We start from the raw sequence: 16,391 nt of genomic DNA on the forward strand, positions 1-16,391 counted from the left end.
TTAATTACCTCCTTTTGATTGAGGTAATTTCGGGTAAAGGGCCCTTGCATTCTCTGAAAATATTTTTCTACGTAACCCCTCATCTAAATTTGGAGGTAAGGCGGCAAATGGTGAATCATAATCCCAGTGCGGATAGTCCGTGGAAAAGCACACAAGATCTTCTGAACCCATTTGTTCAATGAGTTGCATAAACTCCCTTTTTGACATTTCCTCCAACGGTTGTGTGGTAAATTTAATATGCTCACGAACAATATCACTTGGCATGCGTTTTATCCAAGGGACTTCATGGCGGAGGTCTTTATATTGCTGGTCCATTTTTCTCATAAGATGAGGCATATGTGTAAATCCACCCTCAATCATGAGTAGCTTTAGCTTCGGAAACTTTTCGAAAACACCATTAAAGACCATGTTCGTTACCTGCATCATATGAGAAGTAGGCAATAAGGTATGCCATTCGATAAAATACCTTGGCCATTTTCCATAATAAAGAGGAGGCTCGTTATGGTGCATACCAATGACTAAATCATGACGTTGTGCCGCTTCATAAATCGGATGGTAATAGGGATCGCCCCACATGAAATCATCTATTGGAAGTAATACTTGAACCATTTTCGGATGGGGACCAACTCGCTCTATTTCCTTTACTGCTTCCGTCACATCATTTGCACAAATGTGAACGGAACCGTACAGACGATCATCTTTTTCCAACCAATTTTCAATCTGCCAGTTGTTATAAGCCCTTGCCAAAGCTGAAGCCATCTCGTACCAACCATGCATGGAAGACGGGGAAGGATCTAAGGCCCCTGTTAAAATACCAAACTCATGACCAACATCATCTAACAGTTGTTTTTGCATAAACCCAAGGTCTGAACCTGCTGGTCGGCCATCAGGTACTCTTGCATCTGCTCGGTCCACCCCTGCCACAGCTGGTTGCGTATAAGGCATCCGTTTTTCTTGGATCCAATGACAGTCTGTTATATATCGTTTCCATGGATTCTCTAAATAGGGTAATAACTCCTCATAGGAAACTCGTTCATGAATATCTGTATCTATTAAATTCAACTTTTCCCTTTCTTTCGTCATTTGTTTGTCACCTCTTCTATTTTAGCTCTATTAAACTTTGATGTTGATTTTCGCTACAGGATGCTCCTGCGTCACTTCGTTTACTCGTCGCAGATAAAAAGTGCTTCCTTTCCGCGGGCAACGCTTCAGCCTCCTCGGGCCATGTCTCTTCCTCTGCGAGTGTCGCTCTGGAGCTGCATACAAGAGTCATCGTAAACGATGACGCTCCGAGACAACTCGAAGCTTACTCAAGTGGCATCATGCGTGTTGCCTCTCTGAAGTAACGCTCGTCCCTGCGGTGTCTTCAGCTGCTCCTGCGATTACTCGTCGCACGGAAGAGCGTTGTTGCTTTTCCCGCAGGAAAGAGCGTTGCTTCGTCGAATACTCATCGATTTGTCTCGACGCATCATGCTACAGAGCAATGCTAGCAGAGGAAGAGACAGTTCTCGCACCTTCCGCTTCAATCAACACTGTTTAAAAAACAACAGTATACTTTAACAGAACCTATATTTTCAAAAACTTTTACACTGCCGGCGTGTTGTTAAATTAAAATTAGCATACGGCATTTAAAATGGTCAAAGTTGGAATTTCGCCATTTTGGCTACTCACCTCCTTCAGTGAAGGCCAGTGACAGTCAGTAAACGCCAGTGACGTTTTTTCACAAATATAGGATTCCTACAGTGTTAACAATTATTTAACATTAATGAATGATGTAATATAATGGGGAAAACAGTTTCTCTTTGGAAAAGTTAGGGTGAGACGAATGAAAATACTGATCGTAGAGGACGATAAAACAATTGCTTCCGGTCTTGAGTATTCATTGCAGCTGGATAACTATACTACGGAGTTATGTTATGATGCTTCTACTGCTGCAAAAGTTATAACGGATGAGATCGGCAACATTGATTTATGTTTGTTTGATATTTCTTTGCCTGATGGAAATGGCTACGAGCTTTGTAAACTAGTAAAAAAACAGCGAGACATTCCCGTTATTTTTCTAACAGCTATGGAAGAAGAAGTGAATGTTGTTATGGGACTAGACATGGGTGCTGATGATTACATAACGAAACCATTTCGTATCCGCGAACTTCTTTCAAGAATTAAATCCGTATTGCGACGTTACAATAAACAAACACAGACGAAATCCACCATTGAACTGGAGAATATCCTTATAAATACACTTGAGGGAAAAGTATATAAAAACGGTAAGGAGATCCTTGTCACCACTTTAGAATATCGGTTATTACTTATCTTCGCCAATCATATTGGACAAGTCCTTACAAGAAATCAACTTTTAGAACGGATTTGGGATGTTGCGGGAGACTTTGTGAACGATAATACATTAACGGTGTATATTAAACGACTCCGTGAGAAGCTAGAAGATAATCCTCAACAGCCTAGAATCATAAAAACAGTCCGTGGTTTAGGCTATAAAGTAGGTGAATAGATTGTTCAGAAATAAAGAATTCAAGCTTCTTTTATTCGTTATGGGAACGATCGGTTTCCTTTCAACGTTTGCAGTCTCGTTTTTTTCCACAGAAGCAGCGTTGATCATGATTATTACTACGTCTCTCCTCCTCACCTGTACCCTTCTCTTTACTGCCTGGAGATATCGGGAAATTGAAAAACTATCGAGCTATTTGCGAAAGATTAGCGCTGGAGATTATGCACTAGATGTTCGTGATAATAAGGAGGGAGAACTGAGTATATTAAAAAATGATATTTACAAAGTAACATTGATGCTTTCGGAACAAAGCTCTCACCTGCAAAAGGATAAAGGAACGCTCACGGATGCCATCTCTGACATTTCCCATCAATTAAAAACACCCATTACTTCCATGGTTGTCATGACGGATTTAATAAGGGATGAAAATTTACAACCAGCGAAACGCTCGGAGTTCACGAGGAACATTCGGGTGCAACTGGAGCGAATTGAGTGGCTTGTTTCGTCCTTATTGAAGCTTTCAAAAATTGATGCTGGTACGATTCAATTCAAAAAGAATCCTATACAAGTCAAGGACTTAGTTAAGAAAGCAGTGACACCATTGCTCATACCGATGGATATAAAGGAGCAAACCCTTTCCATAAAAGGGGATGACTCTGTGACCTTTTTAGGTGACCTCAACTGGACAACTGAAGCATTAATCAATATCGTAAAAAACGCTGTGGAACACACACCTCATGGGGGAGAATTGGAAATATCCTTTTCTGAAAATCCCTTATTTACGGAAATTGTCATTACCGATAATGGTAAAGGGATTTCTAAGGAAGAACTTCCATACATATTTAAGCGTTTTTTCAAAGGGAAAAATGCAGGTGAAGAAACGGTAGGAATTGGCTTGGCAATGACTCAGACCATCGTTACAAGTCAGAATGGAACCATTGATGTACAAAGTGAAGTGGGTAAGGGGACGAAATTTAGACTGAAGTTTTATAAGCAAGTACTATAATACTAAAATGAGGTTTTACTCGAATCCATTTCAGGCGGTCGCTTTCCGCTGGCAACGCTTCAGTCTCCTCGGGAAAAAAACTGTGTCACTTCCTCTACTAGCATCGCTCTGTAGAAACTTGCGTCGAGACAACTCGGAGCTGTTTCATGATGTAACGCTCGTCGCTGGAGTCACCGTCTTTCACTCCTTCGAGTAATTGAACAAGTCATTATATTCCTCTCGAGTTGACTTAAGTGACTAAATTGTCACTTTGGAGTCACTTGATAGTCATTTTGGACAGATATACTGAGGTCATTATGAATGGCATGGAGGTAATCTTATGGAAATATTAAAAATTGAAAATCTGTCTAAAGTTTACGGGAAAGGAGAAACGGCAGTAAAGGCGCTGGATGATGTATCGTTTTCCGTTAAAAAAGGAGAGTTTGTTGCCATTATTGGACCATCTGGATCTGGTAAGTCTACGTTATTACACCTTGTTGGTGGTGTAGACCACCCTACTAGTGGGAAAGTATTAGTGGATAATACGGATATTTACGCTTTAAATGAAACGCAGCTGGCTATCTTTCGAAGGAGACAAATTGGGTTAATCTATCAATTTTATAATCTTATCCCAATTTTAACAGTAGAAGAAAACATCACGCTCCCCCTTCTCTTAGATCAACACAAAGTGGACAAAAAGCAATTGGGAGATATCGTTAAAGTATTAAATTTAGGAGATCGGCTATCCCATTTACCGAACCAACTTTCAGGAGGTCAGCAGCAACGGGTATCCATTGGCAGAGCACTAATTAGTAACCCCGCTATTATGCTCGCAGACGAACCTACAGGAAATTTAGATAGTAAGAACAGTAGCGAAATTATTGAACTATTAAAAATGTTTAATAAGATGTACAATCAAACCCTTATGGTCATCACTCACGATGAACGGATTGCCCTTCAAGCGGACCGGTTAATTTCTATTGAGGATGGAAGGATTGCCAAGGACGAGGTGATCCGGGGATGAATATCGTCAATAAATTAACCTTAAGACATTTAAAGGAAAATAAACGGCGCACCCTTGTTACCATTATTGGTACCATTATTTCCGTAGCTATGATCACGGCCGTTTCAACCTTGGTTGTCTCTTTCTTTGATTTAATGCAGCGGCATGAAATTGCCCAATCTGGAGAATGGCATGTTCAATATCATGGTGTGGATCAAGAGCAAGTAGAAACCATTCAAAATGATAAAAATACGAAGGATGTCATCCTTTCCAATGATCGAGGCTATGCCTATTTAGAAGGAAGTGAAAATCAATATAAACCCTACTTGTTTATAAGACAATATGATGAAAATGGCTTCGAACACTTTCCCATTACCCTGAGCGAAGGTCGTTTCCCTGAGAAGGAAAATGAAATTGTTATTTCAGAGGAAATTGCCAATAATGCAAATATTCATTATGAAATAGGAGAAGAATTAACCCTTGATGTGGGAGATCGTTACGGAACTGGGGAATATACGCAACAACTAAACCAGACCTACTCCCTTATGCACACGGATGGAGAAATCGCAGAAACATTGGAAAACGTTACAACAGAAACCTATACTATTGTTGGTACGGTAGAACGACCTACATGGGAACCATCCTGGGCTCCAGGTTACACTATTGTTGGATACTTAGACAAAGATAGACTTGTAGAAGGGGATACCGTTCGTGTCTCCGTTGTGTTAAACAGTATCCATAGAAATCTATTTACTGATGCCGAAGCATTGGCACAGGCAATGGGCCTAACAGATGAATCTGTTCAATATAACACTTCCTTACTTCGGTATTATGGTGTAACGAATGATGACCGATTAAGAGCAACACTTTATAGCTTATCGACAATTATTATTTCTATTATTATTGTAGGTTCCGTTGCATTAATATATAATGCCTTCGCTATTTCCGTTTCGGAACGCTCCCGTCATTTAGGGATGCTATCCAGTGTAGGTGCAACGAAGCGTCAGAAGAGGAACTCTGTATTTTTTGAAGGGACAGTCATTGGTGCCATTAGTATTCCTATAGGTATCCTTGCTGGTATTGGAGGCATCGGGATCACTTTCTACTTTATTAATAGGTTTATTGAAGATGCTTTAGGTATTTCGGAGAGATTTATGCTAACGGTAACAAGCGGTTCGATTATTGTTGCTTGTTTCGTTTCCATTCTAACTATCTTTATTTCTACGTACATTCCGGCAAAAAGGGCATCGAAGATTTCAGCTATTGATGCCATCCGTCAAACAGCTGATATTAAACTTACCCGTAAAGGGGTAAAAACGACGAAGTTAGTTCGAAAGGTCTTTGGAATTGAAGGGGAATTAGGCCTTAAGAACTTAAAACGAAATAAACGGAAATATAAGGTAACTGTTTTTTCCCTTGTTGTAAGTATTGTCCTTTTTCTTACTGTTTCCTTCTTTACCTACAGCCTAGAAAAATCCGTGGAACTGTCCAGTCAAGGGGTTAATTATGATATACAGGTATATGCTGGTGGAAAGCTAACATCTAAAGACGAAGGGATAGTAAATTCCATAACACAATTACAGGATGTAACGGATTTTTCTAGAGTAAAAGAGACTCAGCTAAATTCTTGGATTGAGGAACAGCAAATAAATAAGATATTAAAAGAGAACCTTCAATATAATCCAGAGATTTTGAAGGATGATAAATATCCTTATTATATAAGTATACATGGATTAGATGAGGATAGTTTACGAGAATATGCTAGCGAAGTTGGTGTAGATCCAGAAGCATATTTTCATACGGAAGAAAAAATGGCTATTATTGTGGACACTATTCAATATCATGATTGGGAATCGGGTAGATACATTGAAACGAAGGCTATTCATGCCAACGTTGGGGAAACCCTTGAATTGTTTTACGAGAATTGGGAAACAAATGAATCTGTCTTTGTTAACGAAGTAGAGATTGGATTATTGACGGATGTGGTTCCAATGGGGATATTCACTGCTAATCTGGGCGGATTGAATGTAATTGTTTCGGATAATGTCTTTGTAGAACTGGTACGCACCGAGGAAAGAATCCATTACAATAATTATATTTATCTAAATAGCTCTAAACCCCTTGATACGCAATATCAAATTGAGGAATTGAAAACAAATCAAATGACGGTGTACAACCACCACCGTGCGCGACAACAGGATAGACAGATGATGATGTTAATGTCCGTATTTATCTATGGTTTTATCGTATTGATCACGGCCATTTCTATCGCTAATATATTCAATACCATTTCAACGAGCATCTCTCTAAGAAAAAGAGAGTTTGCTATGCTTAAATCTGTTGGAATGACACCAAAATCCTTTATGAAAATGATTAATTACGAAAGTATTTTCTACGGGGTAAAGTCCTTACTTTATGGACTGCCAATTAGTATCGGGATCATGTATCTTTTCTACCGTTCTATGATGCACACCTTTAGTTATCAATTTGAAATTCCATGGATAAGTATTATCTATGTTATCGTGGCTGTATTTATCATTGTCGCTGCCGCAATGCTATACTCCACTTCCAAGGTGAGAAAAGAGAATATTATTGAAACATTAAAGCAGGAGAATATTTAATTTTGTCAGAGTAAACTCATTAGTAGACAATTGCTAAAATACCGTCCATTTTGTATACTAAGGTTAAGATGAGAATATAATGAAAAAAAAGACCGAACGCAGGAACGTCCGGTCACAGCAACTACAGCCGTTTAGCGGCAACAAATAGTGTTTACTACAGAAATAGCCACCTTACTTGCCGGCAGGGTGGCTATTTCTTTTTGTTTAGAAAGACGACTATGGTGACAACTAGTACTAGAAGGGCAATCAGGACTTGTCCAAACAGCGCTATTAAGCTTAGAGACTCATATATCGTCAATGCATCACCCCCTTTCCCCAGGGAGTTCTGCCGCCAACCTGCTTTATGTAGTTGCTGCAACTATTATACCAAACATACGTTCTGTATTTCTACAAGACTTTTCTATCAATTTTAACTAGTTAATTTACCTATCTACTTCACTTGCTTTTTCTACATTTCAAGTCCTGATTGATGAAAGCTTTCCACAACTTTTTTATTGAGTAAAATATTTAATACTTTTCCCCACTGCTTTCATCATCTTTTGTAAAAAAAGATTGATTTTTGTATTAATTTATAAAAATTTACCATATAAGTAATACTATCCATATACTTTTAAAAAAGGATTGAGTGAATTGCCTCGAACAAATATGACCATTATATTACGCTTGGAAATACATAAGAAGGAAATTACCTTTGGTGAAATTGCTACGGTTATTAGTAAATCCGGTGGGGACATGATAGCGATTGACGTTATTAAAGAAGGACCGGAAATGACCGTACGGGATATTAGTGTTAATGTTAACAGCGATGAAAAACAAAAAATGATTATAGATTCCATCCATAACTTACCTGGAGTCAGCGTGAAACACGTGTCAGACCGGACATTCTTGCTCCACTTAGGTGGAAAAATTGAGGTAAAATCAAAAACGACCATTGACAACAGGGAAGAACTATCCCAAGTTTATACTCCCGAAGTAGCAAGAATTTGTATGGCAATCGAAGAAAACCCTAAACTAGCTTATAATTTAACCATTAAGAAAAATACAGTTGCTGTTGTTTCTAATGCAACCGCTGTTTTAGGACTGGGAAAAATTAGTCCAGAAGCTGCCATGCCAGTAATGGAAGGAAAGGCGATGCTTTTCAAACAGTTTGCAGGAGTGGATGCTTACCCACTTTGCCTTCATTCCAACGATACGGAGGAAATGATTCGAATCATTAAAGCACTAAGTCCATCCTTTGGAGGTATTAATTTAGAGGATATTGCCTCCCCACAATGCTTCGAGATTGAACAAAGGCTAAAGAAAGAATTGGATATCCCTGTATTTCATGATGACCAGCACGGTACGGCAATAGTAGCTTTAGCTGGCTTACTGAATGCCCTGAAGGTTACGAAAAAAAGGATAGAAAACTGTAAGATTGTTGTTTGTGGGATAGGTGCTGCAGGAATTGCCATTACAAAAATGCTTTTAGCCGGAGGAGCAAAGAACGTTATAGGGGTAGATCGTCATGGGGCTTTAAATCGAGATGAAACCTATGACAATGAGATGTGGAACTGGTACGCCAGTAATACCAACCCGTCCAATGAAAAAGGGCCACTGTCATCTGTTATAAAGGGTGCCGATGTCTTTATTGGAGTATCCGCTCCTAATGTTCTTAAGGTAGAAGACGTGAAAAACATGGCACATGAGCCAATCGTTTTTGCCCTAGCCAACCCTAATCCGGAAATATCTCCTGAAGTAGCAAAGCCTTATGTAAAGGTAATGGCCACAGGAAGATCTGATTATCCAAACCAAGTGAACAATGTACTATGCTTTCCTGGTATGTTCCGAGGGGTGCTCGATTGCAGAGCATCGGATATAAATGAAGAAATGAAGCTAGCTGCAGCAGAAGCCATTGCCTCCACCATAAGTGAGGAAGAGCTAAATGAAGATTATATCATCCCTGGTGTGTTCAACGATCAAGTAGTTCCTAAAATCCGCGAAGCAGTAATAAAAGCTGGTTATGAAACGGGCGTCGCCAAAAAGAAGGATTAAGTATAAATGAATGATAAAGGGAGAACGATTTCCATCCGTCGCTCTCCCTTTTTGTTCTAATCATTACAACGTAATTTGCAAAAGTGGATATTTCACAATGCTGAATGATAAGCTATTGGAAGTAAAATAATTATTATAGATTAGGAGAATACAATGTTTAATGTTAATCATATTGACCATGTTGTCATTACAGTTAGCAACTTAGAAGAGTCCATAACTTGGTATGAGAATGTTTTAGGACTAAATAGACAATATCAAGATGAATGGGAAGGTCCACCAATATTGAGAGATTTTAGTATGCGTTCATAACCCACTTTCCTATATCTACAAATCCTAATTTTTTATAGATTGTGCCTGCATCCGGGTTATCATAAAATAGGCAAAGGTACTTCCCCTCTTCTAATAATTCAGCGCATAATTTCATCATACAGGCGCTCGCATATCCCCGCTTCTTGTATCCGTCCAAGGTGCAAACGCCGATAACCATGGCTGACATGCTGTTTTCAGCAGTGCTCATCGCCGTTGACACCATCTCTCCATCCTGTTCTATATAATAGCAGCGGGCGATTCCCTCTTCCATGTTCCGAGCAATACCCTCTCCTTGATCATCTCTTGTTTCAAATTCAGGAATTTGTGCATATAACTTTACCAGTCGTGGGACGTCATTTACAGTAGCTTTCTCTATCTCTACAGGAGGCACCTCCAGCTCTTGAAGGGACTCACATTTTGCATAATACAATTCCCTTGTTTTTGCTGGTTTCCTCTGCAAATGTTTCATTAGTTTGTTCACAGTAGCGGATATGCCAGAGATCATCTTATTTGGTCTATTGTCTTGATCAATTATATCTGCAATACTAGCAGCATCAAATTTTCCTGGGGCATACACAATATAGTTTTCTCGGTATCGAAGAACAACCGCTCTATACTGACCTTCTTCGTTAAAATCACCCCATACATCTTGAAAATCCTCTTCAAAACCAAATGCCTCAACGTCTCCGATAATAAAAAGGTTTTCCGCAGGTTTCTCCTTTACAAATGCCATCAATTGTTCTCTATCTTTTTCCCTTAACTGATGTATCACTTCTACTCCCCCTAAACCTTGTTTTTCTTATGGATTAAATGCCGACCGTCCTAATGCAATCAGGTACCATTCTCCGTCTGAGCATTTAGAAAAATATCTACATTCATCTTAACATTAATTTCCTTTAATTGGCTATTACGAAAAAAATAAAGTGAGACAAGACAAATACTTTTTTCTGTAAAAATCTGAACTAATTGTGAACATGGTCAAAGTTACGATAAATAATGGTATTCTAATAGTGTTAATGAGAATACACATAAAAGGAGCCTCCTGAAAATGATTAAAAATAATCAGGTCTTTTACTTTTCCCTTGGATTTTTTATTATTGTTTTAAGTCCCATTGGTTTTTATTTATTGACTTTACCAAACTTTGAAAATGAAATCACTGCTTCTAATGAATTATTCACTTATGGTGTAGAATACACCTCGGTGGAGGAGGATGTCATTACCTTTCGGGGGTTTATTGAGAATCACGGAGAAGAGCCGATTATTCTTTATCATAAAAGCTTAGTGGGACCCATTACTGTGATAGATGATAATGGGGAGACATTATACGACGCTGTTTCCTATACAACCGGTACATTAGATGCACATGTTTCTTCTGAAGTAAAACCAGGAGAAAGACATCATTCAGAAATTCATACGGAAGTAACCTTCCCAGTAAGTGCCGAGAAAATCATCGCAACCTATAATGACTATGCGGTCACTAGGAGTAATCAGCACGAAAGGGTTAACGCCGGAGTGCTTATCATTGATATATCAGAGATAAAGTAAGGGATGGTACCTAGCTTCATCACTCGAAGTTAGGTACCGTCCCTCTAATCTGTTAAACGATTTATTTCGTCTATTAATTGCCGTGAGCGTTTGGCATTTCCTTCTGCAAATTCTCGAAGCCTAAGCTTCAATTCGTCGTTATGGTGAACCCGTTCCGCTGCTATTAAGTATGTACGCATCATTTCTTCCTCATGATCTAGTGAAGATTGCAGTAGCTGCTGCAACTCATCATTTTTACCCATTTATCCATCACCTCGTCATTACATTTTCCTTTTTAGAAGTAATTCATTCATTTGTGATTAGTATCACTAACAAAACAATACTTATTAGTTAAACTTAATTATATAGTAACTAATTAAAAGTTCTAAATAGGAGGAATAGCTGATGAATCAACATTCACCTTGTGCTGGCGGTTTTGGAGATCTGGGGGAGATTGATTTTTGTGCCCCTTTGCAACAATTATTTGACGAACACCCACCACTATTAGCGAAGATGGCTGAGTTTAAAAATATGGTACAAGCCTTTGAAGCAAATGACTCTTACACGAATTGGAATGAAGCAGTCGAACAACTACATGAGAAGTTGGAAATATTCGTTGCGGAGTTAGAACCACATGCTGACCGTGAGGAAGATATCCTATTCGAAATGATGGTAAAGTACATTGGCAGGGAAAGCGGACCTATTGCAGTGATGGAACACGAACATAATACGGCTAAACTTCACCTAAAGTATTTCTTTGAAAAAGTGGCAAGTACTAAATCCACTAATGAAACATTGACTAGGGAAAAAGCATTGGAGGTTTTTCAGCATCTGAAAATTGTCTATGCTACCTTGACGGATCATTTTATGAAAGAAGAACAAGTGTTGTTTCCAATGGCTGAGAAAATGTTATCGGATGAAGAAAAAGAAGAACTAGCAGTAAAATATAAGGAAATGTCCAATTGATGAGCAAGACCACTGAAAAAGGGAAAAACGTCCTTTTTCAGTGGCCTCGGGTGGGCTTGAGGGGGTCTCAAAAGGGTATATGAAAACCATTGCTCTCTCCACAAATCTACATTCAGGTCAACTCTCACTTCCCGCATTTCTACATATTGATAAGTACTAGTAGTATGTTCCTGGTGTTGTCGTAGATAAATACCGTATTCAGGAATAGAAATAGAAGCTATCCTCGTAGGGTCATCTATATTTGTTAAATAATGCAAACTAAAATTAATAGAGTCCCACCCTTCATAAATTGGCCTTTCATGATAATGCTCTAAAAAAACAGGTTTGCTCAACTGGTTAGATTGAAAATAATACATATTCCCAACCCATACGACCACAAGAACGAACAAACCTAAAAAAACTTTTTTGATGGGAAACAGCTCCTTCCTTTGCCATAACCGCCATTCCAATATTTCGGGTTATAAAATACCTATTCCCATTTCCATCCAATTAGAAGACTCTTCTGTATAAAACAAATGGCTCCCCTCCAAACGTGTTCTTTTTTATTTGGTTGCTTTCTAAAAGATTGTTAATAGAAGAATATAGATTAGCTTGGTACGCTACTGGCGGACGTCTTCCCCTTCTCCAAGCCTCTCAAAAAGTTTACAAAAAAACGTTAATTTTTACTATCAATCAAAGGCTGCTTCGTGATGATCTTTTTTTCTCACTTGAAAGCAGTATTCAATTTGTTCTTTCGTGTTTCTGTTTAAAGATAATGGGGGCAAAGCTTCTAGTTCAAAAAACTTAGCCTCTGAGGTCTCAATATTTTTTATAAAGTCCCCTTTTATGGGCTCACACTCTACAAATATTTTAAGAATCCCATATGGTAATGGCTTCGAGTGGTGTTTTTTATAATCAAAAATAGAGATCACCCTTTTGGGCAAGACGTCAAGACCTGCTTCCTCTTTCGATTCCTTTATAATAGCATCGGCTAAAGACGTATCCATATCTGCCCAACCACCTGGTAAAGACCAACGACCATCATTCTGCTCTTTTACGAGTAGAATGGTTTCACCTTCAAAAATTGCTGCACGAACGTCTATTTTCGGTGTTTGATACCCCGTTTCATTTGCGAACAAATCCCTTATTTTTTCATGTTCTATATCTGTATAGTTGTGAATAATGTCTATACTTAAATCCCGAATTTGTTCAAACCTTTCCTTATCAAATTTATCCTTAGAATAAGCAAGACCTGCTTGAGCTATAGATTGCAATTTCTTCGCATATTCCAACCACTTCGGTTCCAATGGAATCACCTCCGGATTTTTATTTTCATGTATTTTTAATGGCTCAGAGTCATCTACATATGTACCATTCTGGATAAGACAGTTCAATTCCTTTTTATTCTGTTTTATGGTATTTCCTTCACGTAAATTTCCCAGGCAAGCGCAGAATTTGACAAAATTAGCTTTTTGTAATTCAAAAGTAATTTTCCAACTTAGCAAAACTTACAAGATTAAATTGACTTAAACAATCAAATATTATTACCCGTGGGGGTGATTAAAAATGGCTAAGAACAATAACCGTAACAACGCACGCAATAACCGCAACAATGCTGATAACAACAATTTAGATGTAAACAATGCAAATGTTGAATTTGCAAATGAAAATCGAGACAATAACGCTCAAAGAAACAATCGTAACAACCGTAATAACTAGAACGATGGAAAGAGAGCCTTGAGATTTCTTAAAGCTCTCTATTTTTAAATTTCACGCTACAGTTTAATGCATTTAATTATAATTATTCTTAAAATCTAAACAACTCGGAGGAATCATCTATGTACCAAAATCAAATTAATTTAACAAATGTGGGTGCTCAAGCACAACAAATGCTCCAACAAATGCAGCAAATGGAGCAGCAGCATGCTCAACAGCTAAGAAATATTGCTAATCAGTTACAGCAAATTGCACAACATGAAAGTATGGCTAGCCAGCAAGCGCAACAGTTAGCAACTATGTATTCTCAAATTATTCAAGAGAATCAACGTTTAAATCAAGCACACTTGTATCAACAACCAACAATACAACAAAACCTAAATAGATACCAATAAATAATATTGAGGCTGGGACATAACTAAAGTGTTTAATCGGAAATACGAACAATGCACTTCCTTAGCGAAGTATATTTCCGAAGCAGGTAGATTGCACCACATCTAGTTTGTTCGGATTTCTTATTAGTAAAAATACTTTTGTCCCAGCCTCAATAAGCATTACTTTAAAACTTATTTCCCTGGTAAGCGCAGGATTTGACAAAAAAGATTTATATTTTTAAATGTTAACCTAGTTCCTTGTCTAAGAACGCATAGAAATCTACCCACTCGTCAATTAGCTTAGAAGTTGGCTTTCCTAATCCATGGCCAGCTTTAGCCTCTAAGCGCAAAACGATTGTGGATTCTTTATCTGCTTTTTCCAATAATGTGGCAGCGAATTTCTTCGCATGAGCAGGTACTACCCTATCGTCACTTTCGGCAGTTGCGATAAGGACAGGTGGGTATTTCTCCCCTTCCTTAACGTTGTGTAATGGAGAGTAGGCATATAGAAATGGAAAGTGTTCAGGATTCTCCGCATTTCCATACTCCGGAATCCAATACCGGCCAATGGTAAACTTATGATATCGAAGCATATCAATAACGGGTACACGACAGATAACAGCGCCAAATAAGTCAGGACGTTGTACCATACATGCTGCAACGAGTAACCCTCCGTTAGATCCTCCCATAATGGAAAGCTTCCCTTGACGAGTATATTTATTCTCGATCAGCCATTCTCCTGCTCCAATAAAATCATCAAATACATTTTGTTTATTATCAAGCATTCCGGCTTTATGCCATTCTTCCCCGTACTCAGAGCCACCACGGAGATTAGCCACAGCGTAAATACCGCCCTTTTCTAGCCATCTTAAAATAGCTGGATTGAATGCTGGAGTTACACTAATGTTAAACCCACCATAGCCGTATAGGATGACAGGATTTCCCCCATTTAGCTCTAAACCTTTTCGATGGGTAATAAACATTGGAACCTCGGTCCCGTCTTTAGAACGGTAAAAAGTTTGCTTCGTTTCGAATTCTGAAGTATCTATTGGAAGATTCGATTGAGCAAAAACCTCTAGCTTCTCTTCTTGAAAATCATAATGATACACAACTGTCGGTTCTAGAAAGGAAGTAACACCAAAGTATAGATCCTTCTCATCCTTTTTCCCTGACATTTCAGTCAACGTGCCGATGATTGGCAAATTAATCTTTTTTACGTAAGATCCATCTTTGTTATAAACATGAAGCTGATGGTGGGCATCATGCAAGTAAGCAATAACAAATTGTCCGTTCACGAATTTTATTCCATCCATAACATCCACTTGCTCAGGTAAAACCTCTTTCCAGGCATCCCGTTCCGGATTCTCCAAATCAATGGCAATAATTCTTCCTCGAGGTGCATGTAAATTTGTTTTGAAATAAAAAATGCTCCCATCATTCGTAATATAAGTGTATTGAGCATCTTGCTCGTCTAACAATCGTGTAAATGGATGTAATGAATGTAGTTCTCTAATGTAAAAACGATTTTCCGCTGCTGTACCATAATATACATTTAAATATAAATACTTTTCATCATGAGATACGGCAGGGTGAAAGAGAAATTCCTTATTATCAGGATGCTCATATATAAGCTTATCTTCTTCCTGTGTCGTTCCTACCTTATGAAAATAGACCTTGTTATAATTACTTTCATCTTCTTCACTTACGGTTCCTGGCTCAGGAAAACGACTGTAATAGAATCCGGTATGATCTGGAGCCCATGAAATACCTGTAAATTTCACCCATTGAATATGATCTGATAGGTCTTCACCGCTGGAAATTTCCCTTACACGAATCTCTTGTCTGTCACTACCGTGGGTGGATGTGGCATAGGCTACATATTTCCCGTCACCACTAAAGGAATAGTTCGTCATAGCGACTGTGCCATCTGTACTAAGGAGATTTGGATCAATGACAACCTTTTCTATTTTCCCATCTTTCCTATAGAGAACGGCTTGATTTTCCAATCCATTATTTTTTTGATAAAACAATTGATTTTCCACTTGTTTAGGAACAAAGAATTTAGGGTAATTCCAAAGCTCCGTTAATCTATTTCTATCTTCTTCTCTTTCCGTTGTAGAAAAGTACTTTTTACATTCTTCTTCGATATCTTTTCCCCAACTAATCGTCTCCTCCGAGTTTGCATCCTCTAACCAACGGTAAGGATCTGCCACCTTCGTACCGTGGAAATCCTCCATAATATCACTTTTCCTTGTTTTAAGCATAAGAAATCCCTCCATTTTAACAGCTTAACTTATATTTCGACATTCGAAGTATTTATCCCTTTTTTATTCAGGCTCATTTCACATAGATTGTTGTAATTCCATGACTCGAATG

16 protein-coding genes are annotated in these 16,391 nt (G+C 38.3%); 10 read left to right on the forward strand and 6 right to left on the reverse strand.

The window, feature by feature from the left end; genetic code table 11:
- Nucleotides 1-1,083: an amidohydrolase family protein gene (locus J2S74_RS04535; protein ID WP_307322399.1), complete on the reverse strand. Its 1,083-nt coding sequence runs from the start codon at nt 1,081-1,083 to the stop codon at nt 1-3.
- A gap of 742 nt (nt 1,084-1,825) precedes the next feature.
- On the opposite strand from J2S74_RS04535, the gene J2S74_RS04540 reads away from it, so the two are divergent.
- The 4 genes from J2S74_RS04540 (at nt 1,826) to J2S74_RS04555 (ending at nt 7,115) form a co-directional block, all read left to right on the forward strand.
- Nucleotides 1,826-2,509, forward strand: coding sequence for a response regulator transcription factor (locus J2S74_RS04540; RefSeq protein ID WP_307322400.1), 684 nt, complete (start codon nt 1,826-1,828; stop codon nt 2,507-2,509).
- 1 nt (nt 2,510) lies between these two features.
- Nucleotides 2,511-3,512 carry a sensor histidine kinase gene (locus J2S74_RS04545; RefSeq protein WP_307322402.1) on the forward strand — a complete coding sequence of 334 codons (1,002 nt, stop codon included), beginning with the start codon at nt 2,511-2,513 and terminating at the stop codon, nt 3,510-3,512.
- Between the two features lie 319 nt (nt 3,513-3,831).
- Nucleotides 3,832-4,515 carry an ABC transporter ATP-binding protein gene (locus J2S74_RS04550; protein ID WP_307322404.1) on the forward strand — a complete coding sequence of 228 codons (684 nt, stop codon included), beginning with the start codon at nt 3,832-3,834 and terminating at the stop codon, nt 4,513-4,515.
- Nucleotides 4,512-7,115, forward strand: a complete 2,604-nt coding sequence (locus J2S74_RS04555; RefSeq protein ID WP_307322406.1) for an ABC transporter permease — start codon at nt 4,512-4,514, stop codon at nt 7,113-7,115. Before J2S74_RS04550 ends, J2S74_RS04555 begins: the two co-directional genes overlap by 4 nt.
- 190 nt (nt 7,116-7,305) lie before the next feature.
- On the opposite strand, the gene J2S74_RS27380 is transcribed toward J2S74_RS04555, so the two are convergent.
- Nucleotides 7,306-7,473 carry a putative holin-like toxin gene (locus tag J2S74_RS27380; protein ID WP_370875957.1) on the reverse strand — a complete coding sequence of 56 codons (168 nt, stop codon included), beginning with the start codon at nt 7,471-7,473 and terminating at the stop codon, nt 7,306-7,308.
- Nucleotides 7,474-7,760: 287 nt separating this feature from the next.
- Between J2S74_RS27380 and J2S74_RS04560 the strand changes: the two genes are divergently transcribed.
- Both J2S74_RS04560 and J2S74_RS04565 read left to right on the forward strand, forming a co-directional pair.
- A complete protein-coding gene (locus J2S74_RS04560; protein WP_307322407.1) occupies nt 7,761-9,146 on the forward strand; it encodes an NAD-dependent malic enzyme in 1,386 nt (461 codons plus the stop codon).
- A gap of 153 nt (nt 9,147-9,299) precedes the next feature.
- Nucleotides 9,300-9,455: a VOC family protein gene (locus J2S74_RS04565; RefSeq protein ID WP_307322409.1), complete on the forward strand. Its 156-nt coding sequence runs from the start codon at nt 9,300-9,302 to the stop codon at nt 9,453-9,455.
- On the opposite strand, the gene J2S74_RS04570 is transcribed toward J2S74_RS04565, so the two are convergent.
- Nucleotides 9,439-10,227, reverse strand: coding sequence for a GNAT family N-acetyltransferase (locus J2S74_RS04570; protein ID WP_307322412.1), 789 nt, complete (start codon nt 10,225-10,227; stop codon nt 9,439-9,441). The genes J2S74_RS04565 and J2S74_RS04570 overlap by 17 nt on opposite strands.
- A 276-nt stretch (nt 10,228-10,503) precedes the next feature.
- Here J2S74_RS04570 and J2S74_RS04575 point away from each other — a divergent pair, with 276 nt between their 5' ends.
- Nucleotides 10,504-11,001 (forward strand): hypothetical protein, encoded by a 498-nt coding sequence (locus J2S74_RS04575; RefSeq protein ID WP_307322415.1) that lies wholly within the window; start codon nt 10,504-10,506, stop codon nt 10,999-11,001.
- A gap of 44 nt (nt 11,002-11,045) precedes the next feature.
- Here J2S74_RS04575 and J2S74_RS04580 read toward each other — a convergent pair whose 3' ends face one another.
- Nucleotides 11,046-11,243: a hypothetical protein gene (locus tag J2S74_RS04580; protein WP_307322418.1), complete on the reverse strand. Its 198-nt coding sequence runs from the start codon at nt 11,241-11,243 to the stop codon at nt 11,046-11,048.
- 142 nt (nt 11,244-11,385) lie between these two features.
- On the opposite strand from J2S74_RS04580, the gene J2S74_RS04585 reads away from it, so the two are divergent.
- Nucleotides 11,386-11,946, forward strand: a complete 561-nt coding sequence (locus J2S74_RS04585) for a hemerythrin domain-containing protein (protein ID WP_307322420.1) — start codon at nt 11,386-11,388, stop codon at nt 11,944-11,946.
- A 668-nt stretch (nt 11,947-12,614) separates the two neighbouring features.
- Here the strand turns inward: J2S74_RS04585 and J2S74_RS04590 are convergent.
- The gene (locus tag J2S74_RS04590; RefSeq protein ID WP_370875958.1) at nt 12,615-13,232 is read right to left on the reverse strand and encodes an NUDIX hydrolase; all 618 of its coding nucleotides are present in this window, start codon (nt 13,230-13,232) and stop codon (nt 12,615-12,617) included.
- A 259-nt stretch (nt 13,233-13,491) separates the two neighbouring features.
- On the opposite strand from J2S74_RS04590, the gene J2S74_RS04595 reads away from it, so the two are divergent.
- Together J2S74_RS04595 and J2S74_RS04600 are read left to right on the forward strand one after the other, a co-directional pair.
- A complete protein-coding gene (locus tag J2S74_RS04595; protein WP_307322423.1) occupies nt 13,492-13,644 on the forward strand; it encodes a hypothetical protein in 153 nt (50 codons plus the stop codon).
- A 119-nt stretch (nt 13,645-13,763) separates the two neighbouring features.
- Nucleotides 13,764-14,036 (forward strand): hypothetical protein, encoded by a 273-nt coding sequence (locus tag J2S74_RS04600; RefSeq protein WP_307322425.1) that lies wholly within the window; start codon nt 13,764-13,766, stop codon nt 14,034-14,036.
- A gap of 224 nt (nt 14,037-14,260) precedes the next feature.
- Here J2S74_RS04600 and J2S74_RS04605 read toward each other — a convergent pair whose 3' ends face one another.
- The gene (locus J2S74_RS04605) at nt 14,261-16,279 is read right to left on the reverse strand and encodes a prolyl oligopeptidase family serine peptidase (protein ID WP_307322428.1); all 2,019 of its coding nucleotides are present in this window, start codon (nt 16,277-16,279) and stop codon (nt 14,261-14,263) included.
- Nucleotides 16,280-16,391: the final 112 nt, after the last annotated feature.

Origin of the sequence: Evansella vedderi (assembly GCF_030813435.1) — a bacterium.
GTDB lineage: Bacteria > Bacillota > Bacilli > Bacillales > Salisediminibacteriaceae > Evansella > Evansella vedderi.